The sequence below is a fragment of the Sinorhizobium prairiense genome, assembly GCF_029201645.2.
Taxonomy (GTDB): Bacteria; Pseudomonadota; Alphaproteobacteria; order Rhizobiales; family Rhizobiaceae; genus Sinorhizobium; species Sinorhizobium meliloti_A.
Map to the genome: position 1 here is coordinate 465177 of NZ_CP104130.1, position 17798 is coordinate 482974.

The following is a 17798-nucleotide window of genomic DNA, read 5'->3' on the forward strand; positions in this document are numbered from 1 at the left end:
TCCCATCAGGCAAACAGGTTCGTTCCGAACGCCTGCCAGTGTACGAAGAGGCCCCGATTATCTCGAGCAAGTTGCCGCAAGAACTGCGAAGCCCGAGTTTTGTGGAACCGAAAGCGCTTGTACTTTCGCATAATCCAGGCCTTGAGCTTCCGATTGACGTAGTCAGCCAGAGAGAACAGAGCCGAACGACTGAACCGCCCATAATAGGCAATCCATCCCCGCAGGAGCGGATTGATCTGTTTGGCGATTTCAGCCAGCGTCCCCGGCGTTTGCCGCGGAATGTTCAAGCTCTTGATCGTGGCCCGCATCGACTTTAGCGCCGTCGGGCTGGCCGCCGGGGTGTAGCCGCAGAAGAACTCATCCTGCTGCGCCGTCGCCACCTGTCGCGGCCGGAATTGGTATCCAAGGAAGTCAAATTTGACGGTCGGATACCTTTTCCGACGCCGATTATCTTTGCAGTAGACGATCTGGGTCTTGATCGGATGCATCTGAAGTCCGCATTCTGCCAGCCGGGCTTGAAGCGCAGCCTTGAGGGCCTGTGCTTCTTGCTCGGTCCGGCAGTGCACAAGACCATCATCGGCATACCGACACCATGGAAGATCAGCCCGAAAGGCGCGCCCGTGTCGCATCGCCGACGCGGAGACGCTTCCAATGTTTACAGATACTTAAAGAAGGAGTGCGCAATGACTTCAGGCCCGGCTATGCCGCGTAGGGCGCGTTCGGCGGCATTGTTCGAGAGACAGACACGCCCGTCGTCGAGGAAGAGGGTGAAGGCAGGCCAGCGTTTCAGCAGGTAATCGAAGGCCTTGGCGAGATCATCGTTGCGAGACAGCTTGGCACGTTGAGCCTTCATCCACGCTTCCAGGTCGAGAACCAGAGGCAGGCTCCGATCCTGACGAACGGCCTTTCGGACCTCCGCGCTCTGACCGTTGATCTCGCGCTCGATGTCGAACAGGGCATCGATCCGTTGCACCATTTCCAGTGCGATCGGCGATATGACGGCCGGCTTCTTGCCCTGCGCTTTTCGGCGCGCATTCGCCTCGACGTCGGCCAGCTTCGGAATAGGGAAGCATTTGATGACGCGTCGTCGCTACGAACTGACTGATCACGAATGGGTCGATCATATCGCCGTTGTTGCCCAACAAGCCACGCGGCGTTGCCCGCGCTGTCTTGCAATTCCGCTTCGCAAGTCGAAGCACCCATGCAGCTGGTTTTCAAAGCGAATTTTAGCATTCTATCCGCCCCCATGAGCAGTTTTGCTGCGTATTTACAGCTTTTTTGCTCGAAAACGGCTGCATTGCGCCGTTAAAGTTACGATGGCTTACCGGAAGGCAGGCATGCTGGGATCGCGTAAGGCGGAAAGGGTGGACAATGAAATTCGAAAAAGCATTCACGGCGGAAGAATACAGACGCCGGGTACGTGACGTTAAGCGTAGAATGGAGGAGGCGGGCCTGGATTTGCTTGTCTGCCAAGACCCGGCAAACATGTGCTGGCTTACTGGCTATGACGCTTGGTCCTTCTACACGCCACAAGTCGTTTTGGTACACCATGATTCGGAAATGCCAATTTGGGTTGGGCGCCTCGTTGACGTGAATGGTGCAAGGGTCACCACCGACCTCCCAGATGAGAATATTCTACATTTCCCTGACTCTCTCCTTCATCACCTTGAACTCCATCCTTATGACGCTCTATGCGATATCATAAAGTCGAAAGGCTGGGGATCATGCCGGATCGGGGTGGAGCTTGATGCCCATTTCTACACCGCGCGTGCGCATCAGCATATGGTCAACGGCCTTCCAAACGCTACGTTTCTTGATAGCCGAACTCTCGTAAACTGGGCCCGATTGGTGAAATCGGACGCTGAGCTTGTTTACATGCGAGAGGCTGGCGAGATCGTGACCAGCACGATGCACGCGGCTATTGCGGCTCTACGTCCCGGCGTACCTGAATCGGACGTTGTCGCCGAAGTCTACGCGGCTCAAACAAGAGGCGTAAACGGCAAGTATGGAGACTATACAAGCATTTGCCCGTTAGTTCAGGTCGGCGAGAAAACGAATGCGCCCCACCTGACTTGGTCGGCTGAACCTTTGCCGTCGTCCGGCCTAGTTTCACTGGAGCTTGGTGCAGCACGCCGTCACTATCACGCCCCACTGACCCGGACCGTTTCTATTGGCAAGCCGGCTGATGAAGTTACAAGGCTTATTCATGCTATTGTCGAAGGTGGAGACGCTCTGCTGGCGATGGCAAAGCCAGGTGTTATCATTGATGAACTGAACTCGGTGTGGCTCAGCGTTCTCGGCCGATACGGCTACACGAAGAAAACCCGTTCTGGATACTCCATCGGTATCAACTTCCCACCGGACTGGGGCGAGCGTACGGTAAGCATTCGTGCCGAGGACAAAACTGAGCTTCAAGCGGGCATGTGCTTCCACTTTCAGTCGGGCGTAAGGCTAGAAGGCTTCGGCGCTGCCGTTTCTGAGCCCTTTGTCGTCACGGACAAAGGTGGCGCAAGGCTTTCTCACGTAGAACGCAGCCTGATCGTTGTAGATTGATGGTCAGGGGATATCGGCCACAATAGAATTGCAACGAGCGATCCTCGATCCGGCGTTGCAGCGCGACAACCAAGATGAGACGCGTATTGCCTCACCCAAGAGTGTTCCCAGAGAATAATGCCGTTGCCTCACTCGGATGTTCTCGAATGCCTCACGGGTTGTTCCGATCGTGTCCCCGCACCTGGTGCAGGTGACGGAGGTAGCGAAGCCGCTCGCGAGCGCGCCCTCAATAGCGCTGTAGCGAGCGGGCGGCTTCGCGGGCGGTCATCATGTTTTGCGTAGGGTCGGGTTGTCGAAGGCCAACCTGGCGGTATGAGCGCGGATGCCGATCCGGTATTGTTCGGTAACGATCTCACTGCACGACCTCTACGATTTGCGTCTGCCGCGCGACATCGGCGAATGGCCCGAACACCAGCGCATTGGCCTGTGTACTGCGCCAGATCTTCATTCGACGCTGCACGGTCCGAATGAGGCCGTCGGGATACACGCCGGGGTATTTGACCTGCAAGCGTTCAAGCAACTCTCGCGAAGTTCGCCAAGGCTCCGCCTCGAACCATTCCTCGAGTTCGGCAGTGACGGCGAGTAGAGGATCGGGCCTCCGCCGCTCTCGCTTGGCCGCTGGCTTGGAGCGGGCAGTCGGTTTCACTTCACCACCACGCCAAGCAATCCGTAAGCCAGACAGAAAGTCTTCGAGCGGTAATGCCTCGCCGTCGGTGGCAGGCGAACCATCAGGCTTGTCAGCAATTTCGACCAATCTCTTTTGCGCCAGGCGTATGTCGCGGAGCAGCCGGACCGGATCGAGTGTCAGGTACATCGCCTTGAGCCGAAGGCATGTATCCTCCGGCGTGCGTGGGTCGTCAAGCAGCCGCTGATAGGGCGTGGCGGGACGATGATAGCGCTTGACCACCTTGGCTCCGTCACGGTGCTTTTCTTTCAGCTTGAATGATGGCTGAAAGAAATTCACGAACAACCGCATTGACGAATAAAGCTTGGCCAGCTCCCGAGTGGCTCGCAGCCCCTCGAAGCGTCGGTATCCAACGATCTTGCGCACGATCGCGCCATTCTTCTGCTCGACAAATGCCTGATCATTCTTTCGGTAGGGGCGGCAACGGGTGAGTTCGATATTATCGCGCAAGCAATACTCATGAACACTCTCGTTCATGAATACACTGTCGTTGTCGGTGTCGAAGCCCAGCAGCGGGAACGGCAGCAACTTGCGCAGTTCGGCCAACGCAGTGATCAGTACCGTTTGCTCGCGAACCAGCAGCGGCGCGCATTCCGTCCAGCCCGTGGCTATATCGGTCAACACCAGCGTTTGAGAGAAGGCACCCCTCGCGTACGGGCCGGAATGAGAAACGAGATCAGCCTCGACAAAGCCGGGTGCGGGGTCATCCCAATCCGAGAAGGTTCGAACGGGAACACTACGCCGAATCGCCGTTGATCCTTTCCGGCGCCGCGGACCCGTGGCGTTCGCTTTAATCTCCTTGAGGACCCGATCAATCGTCGCTGGGCTCATCGTCAAGAGTTGCCGGCGCGTCTCGCAATTCATATCGCCGTGTCCATGACGTTCCATCGCTTCGATCAGTGTTGGCAACAGGGGGTGTAGTCGCTTGCCGCAAATTCGATCCGACGCCTCCCAAACAACGACGAGCGCTGCCCGCACGTCATCGCCGTAAACCCGGCGCCCTGGCCGAGGACCACCCTTCGCCGGTTCGCGGTCTCCTCGCAGCAGTCGCATCGCATGCTTGCGGTGAAAGCCCGTGAGCGCCACGAACTCGTCTAACATCCTCGCCTTCTCGGCCCGCCCACCTAATACATAGCGACAACTGATCGCCGCAACCAATTCCGCACGTGTCGCCATGCTTACCTTCCTCATCACAGCTCCCGAGGTTGATTCGTCGGGAGCAATTTAGATGAGGCAATAACCCATTCTCAGGGAGCAGTTCAGGCGAGGCAATGCGGATCTCAGCCAGATTGTCGCTCTACACGGCGTGAAGACCAGTAGCGCCGGATCCCATATACTTTTAGTTGGCAGGTCGGCGCTGACTTTCACTTCTCCAATGTTAATACGCGGTGAACGAACAGGCGCAAAGCCGCCTATCAGTTCCATAATAAACCTTATGCGATGTTTTACTGTAGCGGCAGTTTAGAGATGCGACATATGAGCCAGTTAGAGATGCGACAGTCGTCGCCTCTCGGGATGCTGGTCAAACGTCAACGTTTGGAAGGAAGACTGGCGACGTGAAGCGTGGTTGAGACCATGAGCGTTCGGAGTCGTCATGTCTTGTTTGATCACCATGTCGCAGAAGGAATTGCATCGTCTTGAACTCATACAGCGGATTCGCGGTGGCAGCCTGACCGTCGTCGAGGCGGCCGCGTTGCTTCGTCTCAGCCGCAGTCAGGTCCACCGGCTGTTGCAGGCCTATGACCTGGACGGCGCCGACGGTCTCGTGTCGAAGAAGCGCGGCCGTCCGAGCAACCGGCGTCATAGCGAGGATTTCCGCAACCTGGTGCTCGATCTGGTGCGTGAGCATTACGGGGATTTTGGACCTACGTTGGCCGCCGAGAAGCTGCTGGAACGCCACCGGATTGCCGTCAGCAAGGAGACGCTGCGTCAGTGGATGATGGAAGTCGGCCTCTGGGTGTCGCGACGCGAGCGCAAGAAGCGGGTTTTCCAGCCGCGCGGCCGGCGCGATTGTTTCGGCGAACTCGTTCAGATCGACGGCTCGCTTCATTGGTGGTTCGAGAACCGCGGTCCCAAATGCGCCCTGCTCGTCTATATCGACGATGCCACCGGCAAGCTGTTGCACTTACGCTTCGCCGGATCGGAGAACACCTTCGACTATCTGCACGCGACGAAGGCCTACCTGCAGCAATGGGGCAAGCCGATCGCCTTCTATAGCGACAAGCATGGCGTCTTCCGCACCACCCATGCTTCCAAGAAGGACAGAACCAGTGGCCTGACGCAGTTCGGACGAGCCCTTTATGAACTCAACATCGACATCATCTGCGCCAACACCCCGCAGGCCAAGGGACGCGTCGAGCGCGCCAACCAGACGCTGCAGGATCGCCTCGTCAAGGAACTGCGGCTGCGCGGCATCGACACGATCGCCGCGGCGAATGCCTATGCGCCGGAGTTCATGGCCGACTTCAATCGCCGCTTTGGCAAGGCGCCGCGCAATCCGAAGGACATGCACCGGCCGTTTGCCGCGCATGAGAACCTCGATGGCGCGATGTGCCGCAAGGAGATCCGCAAGCTGTCGCAGTCGCTGACGCTGCGGTATGACAAGGTGATGTTCATCCTCGATCCGACCGACCTCGCCACGGCGCTGGCCGGCAAGAAGGTCATTGTCTGCGACTATCCCGACGGTCGCCTCGAGGTCACCCATGAGGGGACGTCCCTGCCCTACAGAACCTTCGACACGCTGCGCTCGGTGCACCGCTGCGAGGTGGTTGAGAACAAGCGCCTTGATGACATGCTGGCGGTGGTGGCCGAAATGCAGGCCGGACGAGAGCAACAGCGCAGCAAGGGCGGGCCGCGCCGCACCGGCCAAACGGACCATATGTTCGGCATTCGCGACGGCAGCCAGAGCAATGGCTATCAAAAGCGCGGCACGAAGCCTGGCCGGAAGACGGATTTTACCAAGGATCCGGTGGTCATCGCCAAGCGCCAGCAAGCCCTTGCGCAGCTGAAAGCGGCGGAGTGATCGGGATGTCAAAGCTAAAGTTTATCTTGCAGCTGGAGCCATCCGCCGCCGACCGGGCTGCGCAACCCTGACCAGCTCCACCCGGCCGGCGGCTTGCGTCTCCGTACTTTGTAAATATAGCAACTTGCAAATGCAGTAATAATGGATAGGATGTTGTCGCGTTTCTAAGTTGACTACTTTGTCTCATCTTTAAATAGCTGTGACATTTACTGTAGCCGGGTACATTCTATTTCCAAGTGCGACATGCCAATGATTTCAACGGGTTCCCCTTGGAGATTTTGGAATGTCCCGACGCTATTCGCAGCTGAATCTGACTGATCGACGCCGCCTCTTCCACTTTGTCGAACGCAAAGTGCCGATCAAAGAAATGGCGCGCGAACTTGGTCGTCATCGATCGACGATTTACCGTGAGATCAGGCGCAACACCTTCCACGATCGCGAGCTGCCCGACTATAGCGGCTACTTCCCGACCGTTGCTGACGATATCCGCAAAGAGCGGCGGCAGCGTTTGAGGAAGCTTGTGCGGCACCCGCAATTGCGCGAACTGGTGATCGAGCAGCTGAAGGCACTTTGGTCACCGGAACAGATTGCCGGTCGTCTGCTCGCCGATGGCGTGAGCGCCGTGCGGGTCTGCACCGAGACGATCTATCGCTTCATCTATGGCAAGGAAGATCAGGCGCTGGAACTCCATCAGCATCTGGCGGAAGGCCGCCGCAAACGCCGCCCCCGCGGCTCGAGGAAACCCCGCGACGGCACTTTTCCTGCTGCCTGCAGGATATCGCAACGTCCTGATTTCATTGGTAATCGTTCGCAGTTCGGTCACTGGGAAGGCGACTTGTTGATCTTCCAGCGTGACTTGGGCAACGCCAACGTCACGTCCTTGGTTGAACGCAAGAGCCGCTACACCGTCATGATCAAGAACCACAGCCGGCATTCACGACCAATCATGGACAAGATCATCGAAACGTTCTCTCCCTTGCCAGCCTTTGCCCGGCAGAGCTTCACCTTTGATCGCGGCACGGAGTTTGCCGGATTCAGGGCTTTGGAAGAGGGCATCGGCGCGCGGAGCTGGTTCTGCGACCCCAGTGCGCCTTGGCAGAAAGGTGCCGTGGAAAACACCAACAAGCGCATCCGCCGCTTCATGCCTGGCGATACCGATCTCTCCGCTGTCAGTCAGCAACAGCTCGTCGCCCTCGCCCAACATATGAATGCGCTCCCGCGCAAGTGCTTGGGCTATCGAACGCCCACCGAGGTCTTCATCGCGCATTTGCGCGAATGCGCGTAGTGCCCTACTCTTCACCCGTCAATGTTGCACTTGGATTAGATTCTCCCCGCAAAGTTAAAGTGTCCTGTTTCTGCAAAGTAAGAATGTCACTCTCCCGGCGTTTTGACGGCGTGGGAGATTGCGGATGGGATTGATTGCGATGAGCGAGCGTGACCTGCAGCGCATTGAGGTTTTGTCGAAAGTGATCGCCGGACGCATGACGCTGGTTTCGGCAGCGCATGTCCTGGGCTTAAGCACGCGCCAGGTCCGCCGCTTGCTGGAGCGGATCCGGACGGATGGTGCAGCATCGATCCGGCACAAGGCGATCGGTCGGCCATCGAACAATCGGATTTGCGACGGTGTGCGGGATTATGCCCTAGCGATCGTGCGCGAACGCTATGCGGACTTTGGTCCGAGCTTGGCAGCCGAGAAGCTTGCTGAGCGCGATGGTTTGCGGGTGTCGCGCGAGACGCTGCGCAGCTGGATGGCGGATGCCGGACTCTGGCTGTCGCGCAAGCAGCGACGGACGTTTCATCAGCCACGATTGCGACGTGAGGCCTATGGCGAACTGGTGCAGATCGACGGGTCGGAGCATCGCTGGTTCGAGGATCGCGGGCCGCCGTGCTCGCTTTTGGTGTTCGTCGATGATGCGACCGGCAAGTTGATGCAGTTGCGGTTCGTGCGCTCGGAAAGCGCGTTCACCTACTTTGAGGCGCTGGCGCTTTACCTTAGGCAACATGGGGCACCTGTGGCCTTTTACTCCGACAAACATTCGGTGTTTCGGGTGGCGAAGAAGGATGCCAAGGGTGGCCAGGGCATGACTCAGTTCGGGCGTGCACTTTGCGAGCTAAACATCGAGATTCTTTGCGCAAATTCCAGTCAGGCCAAAGGTCGCGTCGAGCGGATGAACCGGACGCTGCAGGATCGGCTGGTCAAGGAATTGAGGCTGGCGGGTATCGACGGCATGGAGGCTGGCAATGCGTTTCTGCCTGGCTTCATGGAGCACTACAATGCGCGGTTTGCGGTTGCCCCTGCCCGACCCGATGATCTGCATCGGCCCATGAATCTGGCGCCCGATCGGCTCAAAGAGATCCTGTGCAAACGCGAGCAGCGCTATGTCGGATCGCAACTGACGTTTTCGTTCGAGCGCCAGCGGATCATGCTTGAGGAGACCGATGTGACGCGCGGTTTGGCTGGACGCTATGTCGAGACCTATGCCTATGCCGATGGTCGATTGGATGTGCGGTGGAAAGGCCATTGCCTGCCCTACCGGGTGTTCGATAAGGACCAGCGGGTGACGCATGCGGCGATCACCGAGAACAAGCGGCTTTCCGATGTGCTGGCCTACATCAAGGAGCGCCAGGACGAGCGGCCGCCGAAGGTGAAGACCAATAGCGAGAGGATCGGTTACAAACCGAGTGGCCGCAAGCCGGGACGTCGGACCGATTTCACGAACGATCCAGCGGTCATTGCCCGACGGCGACAAGCGCTCTCCGAGCTCGATGCGGCGGAATGATCCGCCGTCGCAAGGTCTCAAAGCTAAAGCCGGTTGGTGCGCCTCACCCGCCCCCTCCCTTCCCTTGCAATCCGATCCAGCCGGTCCGGTCGGGGGCTTGCCTCAGTGCCATTGGGATGTCGCGTGTCGCATTTCTAAATGGTTGGTGGCGCACTCACAGTGACATTTTAACTTTGCGCAACAGCGGACATTTCAACCTGGCCGCCACATTTACTGTAGCGGCAGTTTAGAGATGCGACATATGAGCCAGTTAGAGATGCGACGTCGTCGCCTCTCGGGATGCTGGTCAAACGTCAACGTTTGGAAGGAAGACTGGCGACGTGAAGCGTGGTTGAGACCATGAGCGTTCGGAGTCGTCATGTCTTGTTTGATCACCATGTCGCAGAAGGAATTGCATCGTCTTGAACTCATACAGCGGATTCGCGGTGGCATCCTGACCGTCGTCGAGGCGGCCGCGTTGCTTCGTCTCAGCCGCAGTCAGGTCCACCGGCTGTTGCAGGCCTATGACCTGGACGGCGCCGACGGTCTCGTCTCGAAGAAGCGCGGCCGTCCGAGCAACCGGCGTCATAGCGAGGATTTCCGCAACCTGGTGCTCGATCTGGTGCGTGAGCATTACGGGGATTTTGGACCAACGTTGGCCGCCGAGAAGCTGCTGGAATGCCACCGGATTGCCGTCAGCAAGGAGACGCTGCGTCAGTGGATGATGGAAGTCGGCATCTGGGTGTCGCGACGCGAGCGCAAGAAGCGGATCTTCCAGCCGCGCGGCCGGCGCGATTGTTTCGGCGAACTCGTTCAGATCGACGGCTCGCTTCATTGGTGGTTCGAAGGCCGCGGCCCCAAATGCGCCCTGCTCGTCTATATCGACGATGCCACCGGCAAGCTGTTGCACTTACGCTTCGCCGGATCGGAGAACACCTTCGACTATCTGCACGCGACGAAGGCCTACCTGCAGCAATGGGGCAAGCCGATCGCCTTCTATAGCGACAAGCATGGCGTCTTCCGCACCACCCATGCTTCCAAGAAGGACAGAACCAGTGGCCTGACGCAGTTCGGGCGAGCCCTTTATGAACTCAACATCGACATCATCTGCGCCAACACCCCGCAGGCCAAGGGACGCGTCGAGCGCGCCAACCAGACGCTGCAGGATCGCCTCGTCAAGGAACTGCGGCTGCGCGGCATCGACACGATCGCGGCGGCGAATGCCTATGCGCCGGAGTTCATGGCCGACTTCAATCGCCGCTTTGGCAAGGCGCCGCGCAATCCGAAGGACATGCATCGGCCGTTTGCCGCGCATGAGAACCTCGATGGCGCGATGTGCCGCAAGGAGATCCGCAAGCTGTCGCAGTCGCTGACGCTGCGCTATGACAAGGTGTGTTCATCCTCGATCCGACCGACCTCGCCACGGCGCTGGCCGGCAAGAAGGTCATTGTCTGCGACTATCCCGACGGTCGCCTCGAGGTCACCCATGAGGGGACGTCCCTGCCCTACAGAACCTTCGACACGCTGCGCTCGGTGCACCGCTGCGAGGTGGTTGAGAACAAGCGCCTTGATGACATGCTGGCGGTGGTGGCCGAGATGCAGGCCGGACGAGAGCAACAGCGCAGCAAGGGCGGGCCGCGCCGCACCGGCCAGACGGACCATATGTTCGGCATTCGCGACGGCAGCCAGAGCAATGGCTATCAAAAGCGCGGCACGAAGCCTGGCCGGAAGACGGATTTTACCAAGGATCCGGTGGTCATCGCCAAGCGCCAGCAAGCCCTTGCACGGCTGAAAGCGGCGGAGTGATCGGGATGTCAAAGCTAAAGTTTATCTTGCAGCTGGAGCCATCCGCCGCCGACCGGGCTGCGCAACCCTGACCAGCTCCACCCGGCCGGCGGCTTGCGTCTCCGTACTTTGTAAATATATCAACTTGCAAATGCAGTAGTAATGGATAGGATGTTGTCGCGTTTCTAAGTTGACTACTTTGTCTCATCTTTAAATAGCTGTGACATTTGTTGTAGCCGGGTACATTCTATTTTCAAGTGCGACATGGCAATAAAAACAATGGCTTGCCTCTTGGAGATTTTTGGATGTCGCTCTGCTATTCGCAGCTCACCCTTTCCGATCGCCGACGTTTGCATCAGCTCATGGAACGCAAGGTTCCTGTCGGTGAGATCGCCCGCCAACTCGGTCGGCATCGATCAACGATTTATCGTGAGCTGAAGCGCAATAGCTTTCATGACGCCGAGTTTCCGGAATACAGCGGCTATTACGGCGGCATCGCCAACGACATCTCGAAGGAGCGTCGGCAACGGCTTGGCAAGCTCAGGCGCCACCCGCAATTACGTGAACTTGTCATCGAGCAGCTGAAGGCGCTTTGGTCGCCGGAGCAGATCGCCGGTCGCCTGCTTGCCGATGGCGTAAGCGCCGTCCGTGTCTGCACCGAGACGATCTATCGCTTTATTTATGGCAAGGAAGATTATGCGCTGGAGCTCTTTCGGCATTTGCCGGAAGGCCGCCGCAAGCGCCGCCCACGCCGCGCCCGCAAGCCCCGTGACGGCTTGATCCCGTTTGACTGCAGGATCGCTCAACGTCCTGATTTTATTGCCGATCGCTCGCAGTTCGGCCATTGGGAGGGCGATCTCCTGATCTTCGAGCGCGCGCTCGGGAACGCCAATGTCACCTCGCTGGTCGAGCGCAAGAGCCGCTACACGGTGATGATCAAGAATGGCAGCCGCCACTCGCAACCGCTCATCGGCAAGATCGTCGATGCCCTTGCTGCAGAGGCACGGAAGGAGTTCAGTATGAACTGACACTGTGTCGTAAAGCTGTGTGAATGATGGAGGATGGCCCTCCGGGATCGGCTTTCAGGAGCGGGTCTCAAACCAGTCCGAGCTGCTGCGGTAAAGAGCCGTGGTGGTGAGCGTCGGATGAAAAGTTCGGACGAGATCCGAGCAGGTGCGTGTCCGAAAGACGAACGAAAGTGAACCCTCCGAAGACGCGTCGTTAAGAAATTCAAGCGTCGTCGAAACCAGGACCGTTTCGTCATCCTGGGATAAGCCCGCCAGGCGCCTGATGACTGGGCGGGCGGCGACCGGCGTAGAGGGGGCGTGAGTCGGACACAGGCTTTCACGCGGAACTGCAGGAACCAGGCTCCTGATGCCAAGGGAGAAGCCCAAGCGGAGCAAACCGCAAGGCGAGAGTACCGATGCAGGAGACTGGGGCGGACCGATCCGTATGAGCGTTGAGGGCCCTGTAATGGGGTCGGAGCAAAGGGGTCGGATCAGGTGGTCGTATTGCTTGGAACAACTGGAAACAGGATGACTTCGATAGATACGACAGACAAGCCGTTTCGAATTGAGAAGCGGCAAGTGTACGAAGCTTACAAAGCGGTCAAAGCCAACCATGGCGCAGCCGGAGTGGACGGTGAGACCTTGGAGATGTTCGAGAAAGACCTTGCGAGAAATCTCTACAAGATCTGGAATCGGATGTCGTCCGGGACCTACTTTCCGCCACCGGTGCGCGCCGTCTCCATTCCGAAGAAGACTGGTGGCGAAAGGGTTTTGGGTGTGCCCACGGTCAGCGATCGGATCGCACAGATGGTGGTCAAGCAGATGATTGAGCCGGATTTGGATTCCCTCTTTCTTCCGGACTCCTACGGATACAGGCCGGGAAAATCGGAGCTGGATGCCGTTGGGGTGACGCGTCAGCGGTGCTGGAAGTACGATTGGGTTCTGGAATTCGACATCAAAGGGCTGTTTGACAATCTTCCGCATGATCTCTTGCTGAAGGCGGTCAGAAAGCACGTCAAATGCAACTGGGCTCTGCTCTGGTCGCGCCCATGGAAAAGAACGGACCAGTCATTGAGCGCACACGTGGTACCCCGCAAGGGGGCGTGGTCAGCCCAATCCTCTCGAATCTCTTCCTGCATTACGCGTTCGACGTCTGGATGACTCGGACGCACCCTATCGCGGCTTGGACCGTCGCAGAAGCCAGGTCGCTGGCCCGGATTTGGTACAGCGCGCCGGGAACCACCTGCTCAGCAGACAACACCTTCGTCTTGATCAGGTGGCGTATCCGATGGTTGGTAACGCCCAAGGCCGCCGCAGCCTCTGTCATGGTCATCCACTCGCCGTCCTTGTCTGCTGATTTGTACGCGTGGATTGCGCGTACGCGCCTTACAGCAGCGACACGGTGTGCCGTCCAGGTTTTTCCTTGCCCCGTGGGCATGCCCATTCGATTGAGCGACGCGGCGATGTGTTCATCCGACCAGCGCCCGGCCATGCTGCGCATAACCGCCAGCGCATCCTCCGTGGTGGCACAACCGTGCTCGCCGCTCTGGGGTTTGCGTACTTTTAGCTCGGAATGCTGACCACCCTTCCAATGGATCGTCAGCACCACCTCACGCACCGCATCGTCGACATCAACGACAATGTCGGCAATCAAGGTACGGAGCAATTGCTGGCGCGCGCGCATGGTCACATCGGGTGAATCCCAGGCAGCCTGTAGATTATCGGCAAGGTTCGTGAAGGTGTCTGGGTCGACCTCGATGGTCGAAGGACTGTCGGCAGGCTTGCGCACCTCCAGGTCCCGCACGCGGCGTAACGCAGTCTCCCAATTCTTCTCAAGCTGCGCAGCAATCAGACGGTTGTCGGGGTCACATGCCGCAGAGCGCCGCTCGGCAAGGCTAGCCTCGTAGCGGGCCTGCCGCAGTTCCAAATCGTGAATGTGGCGCTGATCTTCCTGTCGCTCCCGGTGCATCCGCTCTGCTTCAAAGGTCGCCTCGATTGCTAACGGTTCTACCGCGCGCAACAACTCGCGCGCAACCGCCGCGTCGACCCGCGGGCCGCCGAACGTCATGCATCGCGGCAAGCCCATCATCAGATTTGGTTTGTCGCAGCGATAGACCGGCCGACTTTGCGGATTGCCCCTATAGGCAACACTTAGTCGCCGCCCACACCGTCCGCAGGTCAGGAGACCCGATAATAGCGCCTTGCCGCCGCGGCCCGATTTGGTCCCGCCCGAGCGGCCATAATTGTTGAGCGCCAGTTGCTGTTGGTTGCGCTCGTACTCGTCCCAGGTGATGTAACCTTCGTGATGGTCTCTGATCATTATCTCCCACGTGCCAGCCGGCTTGCCGTGCCCGTAAGTCCGCCGCGCCCGTCCATCGACGATGGCAGTCCGCTTCTCGCTCTTTCCATAAACATAGACGCCGGCATAGAAGGGGTTTTTGAGGATGCCGATCACATTACGGTAGCGGACTGGCGTCCAAACGAAGCTGGTCATGCGACCTTCATCGGACGGCCGTGGGAAATGGACCTGATCCTTCGTCATCGACAGCAGCACCTGACGTGCACTTCCAAGCTCATGGAAGCGGGTGAAGATGGATCGGATTACCTCCTGCAGACGCAGATCAGGATCAAGCCCGAGCCCGGCCTCTCTATGCCAGATGTAGCCGAACGGTACAGAAAGGCGCAATTCGCCGCGCCGCGCCTTCGATCTGGCGGCATCGAGCATTCGGGCTCTTAGCACACCCAATTCAAACTCGCTGATACTGCCCTTCATGCCCAGTAGCAGACGATCGTTGGGCCGACATGGATTGTAGACACCGTCATGGTCTATGACGCGGGCTTCAACGAGACCGCATAGTTCGAGCAGATGGTGCCAGTCGCGGCCGTTGCGTGCGAGCCGTGAGGCATCGAAACACAAAACGGCACCAACTTTGCCGGCGCACAACAAGGCGACGAGACGATCAAAGCCGGGGCGTGCAACCGTTCCGCTGGCAGAGCGTCCGAGGTCGTCGTCGATGACCTCAATGTCGCCGAAGCCGCGTTGTCGCGCGACGTCAACAAGATCATACTGCCGTCGCTGGCTTTCCAGATTGGTCATGACCTGCGACTGAGTGGATTGCCGCACATAAACGACTGCCTTGAGCGCGAGTAGCGCTGCCGGAATCAAGTCAGTGCTGGTCATCGTTGAGCTCCTCGACGACCAGACCGGCAGCCTGCATCAGCAGGCAAGCCAGTGTTGATGTCGCCTGCTTGCGCTCTTTGTCGCTCAGTCCGTCGAGTGTTCGCGTCTTGAATATCAGGTCGAGCTGTCGGCCCGACGCCGGCACCAGCGTATTGCGGGATCTCATCTTCTTCCTCCTGAGTGATTCTACGTCCACCTCGGAAGAGTGCAGGCATATCGCCGCCTGTGACCAGCCCGTTAAGTTCGATCAGCGCCGCAAGATCCACGCGTGCCAGACCCAACGTCATGCCGGCGCACACCACAGGATCAATCATCCGTCCGGCAATCGAAACCACGGCACCTGTCGGCCCTAAAACATGCAGAAACTGACCTGTCGCTCGTTCGTCGACGCGGCGAACGCTAACCTTTTGGCCAAAATATGGATGCCAGCGATAATGAACCTCGACTTCATCGCCGACATGGGCAGAATGAACGGGGGATGGCGCTGGGCAGGAAATCCTGGTTATTCGCCGGATCGGACCGCGGCGGCCAGCGCGCCGCCGCCATGTACAGCTTGATTGTCTCGGCCAAGATGAATGACGTCGATCCGCAAGCCTGGCTCGCCGACGTGCTTCACCGCATCGCCGGTCATCCCGCGCATCGGATCGACGAGCTCTTGCCCTGGAACTGGAAGAGCGCTTCGCCGGCGGCGCACAAGCTGGCAGCCTGAAAGATGCCGGCTTCTCTGGTCCGCCTGAAGGTCACCCTCGACCACGTCGAACCGACGGTGATGCGGCGCGTTGTGGTGCCGTTCCGCATCAAGCTCCATCGCCTTCACGAGGTGCTGCAGGCGGCGATGGGCTGGAGCAACAGCCATCTTTACGAATTCCGCATCCGTGACGTCGGCTTTGGTCTGCCTGATCAGGACTGGGGAGATGGCCCGCTCGATGCGCGCAAGATCTCGCTGCTGGCGGCAATCGAAGATATCGGCGCGAAATCGTTCAAGTACCTTTACGACTTCGGCGACGGCTGGACGCACAGCATCACGATCGAGCGCACCTGTCCCGTCATCGGCCTTGCGGAGCCCATGCTCCTCGAAGCAACCGGACGCTGCCCTCCCGAGGACATCGGCGGGCCATGGGCTATCAGGAGTTCCGCGAGGCGCTCGCCGATCCGACGCACGAGCGGCACGCCGAGTTCGTCGAATGGTGGGGCAGCGAAGATTACGATCCGGACAAGGCCAACTTCGCCGAGCTCAACAAAGCCGTCGACGATCTGGCCGCAAAGTGGGCCCGCAAATAACGCCGAAAAATCTGAAAGTCCTCCAGGCTGCGGTCTTTGCCGGATGCTTACCTCAATACGCCGTGTTTATCCACGATTGATGCAGACAACCTTCGGTTGCGTCATCTCTTCATAGGCGAAGCGGACGCCTTCACGGCCCATGCTGCCGTATTTCGAACCGCCGAACGGCATGGCGTCAAAGCGGTAGTCCGAGGAGTCGTTGATCATCACCCCGCCGGCTTCGATCCTGCTTGCAGCTTCAAGTGCGACAGACAAGTTGCTGGTGAAGATCCCGGCGTGTAGGCTGTATTCGGGTTCGTTGGCCAGTTCGATCGCTTCATCGAGCGTGGCAAATGGCGCAAGCATGACGACAGGCGCGAACACTTCCTCGTGCCACAGGCGGCAGGTCACCGGTGTGCCTTCCAGCACGGTCGGGTGATAGAGCGATCCTTCCCGCTTGTGACCGCAGAGCAGTTTCGCGCCGGCAGCAATGGCGTCATTGACTGCTGCTTCGGTGCGTTCGGCGACTTCCTTTGAGATCATCGGACCGACATCTGTGTCCTCCCTGAAGCGGATCGCCAGCCTTGAGCTCCTTCGTCGCGGTGACGAAAGCGTCGCGAAACCGCTCATAAAGCTCAGCCTGGACGAGAACGCGCTGGGCGCCGATGCAATTCTGGCCGGCGGCCCAAAAAGCGCCGGACACGCATCCCTCGACCGCCTTGTCGAAGTCGCAGTCATACATGACGATGACCGGCGCATTGCCGCCAAGCTCCATCGCCAGTTTTTTGAGGCCCGCTTTGCGGCTGATCGCTTCTCCCGTGGCGAACCCACCGGTAAACGAGACCATCCGGACGTCACGCGCGGACACCAAAGCCGTGACGATCTCCCTGTCACCATGAACGATCGTTATGATCTCGCGAGGCAAACCCGCTTCCAACAGGGCTTCGACAAGGTTGATCGAGGAAAACGGCGTCAGGTTCGACGGTTTCAGCAGAACCGCGTTGCCGCCGGCGATCGCAGGGCCAAGCTTGTGCGCGACCAGGTTCAGCGGATCGTTGTAGGGTGTAATGGCGGTGATAATGCCGAGCGGCTCTCGCGTGAACCAACCCTGGCGCTGTTCCGATCCAACATAGGCATCGAAGGGCACGATCTCACCGGCATTACGCTTTGCCTCTTCGGCAGACAGCTTTAGCGTGTTGACGCAACGAAGCACTTCCTTGCGCGCCTGGACGATCGTCTTCCCAGCTTCGCGCACGATGGTTTCGGTGAACGCTTCGCGGCGGCTCTCGACGATTTGCGCGGCCCCTTTCAGGATGCTGGCGCGCTTGTGTCTCGGCAGCTTGCTGGAGAGCTCAGCCCCGCGACGAGCGCGGGCGAGGAGTTCGCCAATTTCGCTTGCATCAGTGGCCTCAATCGTTCCCAGCACAGACCCGTCGTAGGGGCTGTGAACAGTGATCGGAGCCAAGCTGGTGGTGATATGAAGTTTGGCAGCTGTCATTGGCCGGCTTCCTCTTGCGTGTTGATGCGCCGTCTGCCTGACGGCTGA

The 17798-nt window shown here is 58.9% G+C and carries 8 protein-coding genes and 7 pseudogenes; 9 read left to right on the plus strand and 6 right to left on the minus strand.

All coding sequences use genetic code 11. The features are described from left to right. Positions 1-5 precede the first annotated feature (5 nt). Positions 6-629: a group II intron maturase-specific domain-containing protein gene (locus N0Q91_RS02250; protein ID WP_275596162.1), complete on the minus strand. Its 624-nt coding sequence runs from the start codon at positions 627-629 to the stop codon at positions 6-8. A 68-nt stretch (positions 630-697) separates the two neighbouring features. Further along, positions 698-1057, minus strand: a pseudogene (locus tag N0Q91_RS02255) (IS66 family transposase); the annotation flags it as partial. Between the two features lie 314 nt (positions 1058-1371). Here N0Q91_RS02255 and N0Q91_RS02260 point away from each other — a divergent pair. Continuing rightward, positions 1372-2553 carry a M24 family metallopeptidase gene (locus N0Q91_RS02260; protein ID WP_275596163.1) on the plus strand — a complete coding sequence of 394 codons (1182 nt, stop codon included), beginning with the start codon at positions 1372-1374 and terminating at the stop codon, positions 2551-2553. Positions 2554-2905: 352 nt separating this feature from the next. Here N0Q91_RS02260 and N0Q91_RS02265 read toward each other — a convergent pair whose 3' ends face one another. Continuing rightward, the gene (locus tag N0Q91_RS02265; RefSeq protein WP_275596164.1) at positions 2906-4429 is read right to left on the minus strand and encodes a transposase; all 1524 of its coding nucleotides are present in this window, start codon (positions 4427-4429) and stop codon (positions 2906-2908) included. A 403-nt stretch (positions 4430-4832) separates the two neighbouring features. Here N0Q91_RS02265 and N0Q91_RS02270 point away from each other — a divergent pair, with 403 nt between their 5' ends. From N0Q91_RS02270 to N0Q91_RS02295, 6 genes and pseudogenes are all read left to right on the plus strand, one after another. Beyond that, a complete protein-coding gene (locus N0Q91_RS02270) occupies positions 4833-6260 on the plus strand; it encodes an ISNCY family transposase (protein ID WP_275596165.1) in 1428 nt (475 codons plus the stop codon). 283 nt (positions 6261-6543) lie between these two features. Next, a complete protein-coding gene (locus N0Q91_RS02275) occupies positions 6544-7545 on the plus strand; it encodes an IS30 family transposase (protein WP_275596166.1) in 1002 nt (333 codons plus the stop codon). Positions 7546-7669: 124 nt separating this feature from the next. Beyond that, positions 7670-9040, plus strand: a complete 1371-nt coding sequence (locus tag N0Q91_RS02280) for an ISNCY family transposase (protein WP_275596167.1) — start codon at positions 7670-7672, stop codon at positions 9038-9040. Positions 9041-9398: 358 nt separating this feature from the next. Next, positions 9399-10825 (plus strand): annotated as a pseudogene (locus N0Q91_RS02285) (ISNCY family transposase). A gap of 284 nt (positions 10826-11109) precedes the next feature. Then, positions 11110-11829, plus strand: a pseudogene (locus N0Q91_RS02290) (IS30 family transposase); the annotation flags it as partial. A 510-nt stretch (positions 11830-12339) separates the two neighbouring features. Further along, positions 12340-12998, plus strand: a pseudogene (locus N0Q91_RS02295) (reverse transcriptase domain-containing protein); the annotation flags it as partial. Here the strand turns inward: N0Q91_RS02295 and N0Q91_RS02300 are convergent. Both N0Q91_RS02300 and N0Q91_RS02305 read right to left on the minus strand, forming a co-directional pair. Beyond that, entirely contained in the window at positions 12950-14992 is a 2043-nt protein-coding gene (locus N0Q91_RS02300) for a recombinase family protein (protein ID WP_275596168.1), read from the minus strand. The pseudogene N0Q91_RS02295 and the gene N0Q91_RS02300 overlap by 49 nt on opposite strands. Next, positions 14979-15158 carry a hypothetical protein gene (locus tag N0Q91_RS02305; RefSeq protein ID WP_015241704.1) on the minus strand — a complete coding sequence of 60 codons (180 nt, stop codon included), beginning with the start codon at positions 15156-15158 and terminating at the stop codon, positions 14979-14981. The genes N0Q91_RS02300 and N0Q91_RS02305 overlap by 14 nt, the downstream gene beginning before the upstream one ends. Positions 15159-15464: 306 nt before the next feature. Between N0Q91_RS02305 and N0Q91_RS02310 the strand changes: the two are divergent. Beyond that, positions 15465-15701: pseudogene (locus N0Q91_RS02310) on the plus strand (transposase domain-containing protein); the annotation flags it as partial. A gap of 3 nt (positions 15702-15704) precedes the next feature. After that, a pseudogene (locus N0Q91_RS02315) lies at positions 15705-16273 on the plus strand (IS1096 element passenger TnpR family protein). A gap of 66 nt (positions 16274-16339) precedes the next feature. Here N0Q91_RS02315 and N0Q91_RS02320 read toward each other — a convergent pair. Then, positions 16340-17750: pseudogene (locus N0Q91_RS02320) on the minus strand (aldehyde dehydrogenase family protein). Positions 17751-17798 lie beyond the last annotated feature (48 nt).

Excerpts from the sequence above, each read along its gene's own strand:
- N0Q91_RS02275 (WP_275596166.1), top strand. The coding sequence starts at position 6,544 with ATGTCCCGACGCTATTCGCAGCTGAATCTGACTGATCGACGCCGCCTC.
- N0Q91_RS02280 (WP_275596167.1), top strand. The coding sequence starts at position 7,670 with ATGGGATTGATTGCGATGAGCGAGCGTGACCTGCAGCGCATTGAGGTT.
- N0Q91_RS02270 (WP_275596165.1), top strand. The coding sequence starts at position 4,833 with ATGTCTTGTTTGATCACCATGTCGCAGAAGGAATTGCATCGTCTTGAA.
- N0Q91_RS02250 (WP_275596162.1), bottom strand. The coding sequence starts at position 629 with ATGCGACACGGGCGCGCCTTTCGGGCTGATCTTCCATGGTGTCGGTAT.
- N0Q91_RS02305 (WP_015241704.1), bottom strand. The coding sequence starts at position 15,158 with ATGAGATCCCGCAATACGCTGGTGCCGGCGTCGGGCCGACAGCTCGAC.
- N0Q91_RS02260 (WP_275596163.1), top strand. The coding sequence starts at position 1,372 with ATGAAATTCGAAAAAGCATTCACGGCGGAAGAATACAGACGCCGGGTA.
- N0Q91_RS02300 (WP_275596168.1), bottom strand. The coding sequence starts at position 14,992 with ATGACCAGCACTGACTTGATTCCGGCAGCGCTACTCGCGCTCAAGGCA.
- N0Q91_RS02265 (WP_275596164.1), bottom strand. The coding sequence starts at position 4,429 with ATGAGGAAGGTAAGCATGGCGACACGTGCGGAATTGGTTGCGGCGATC.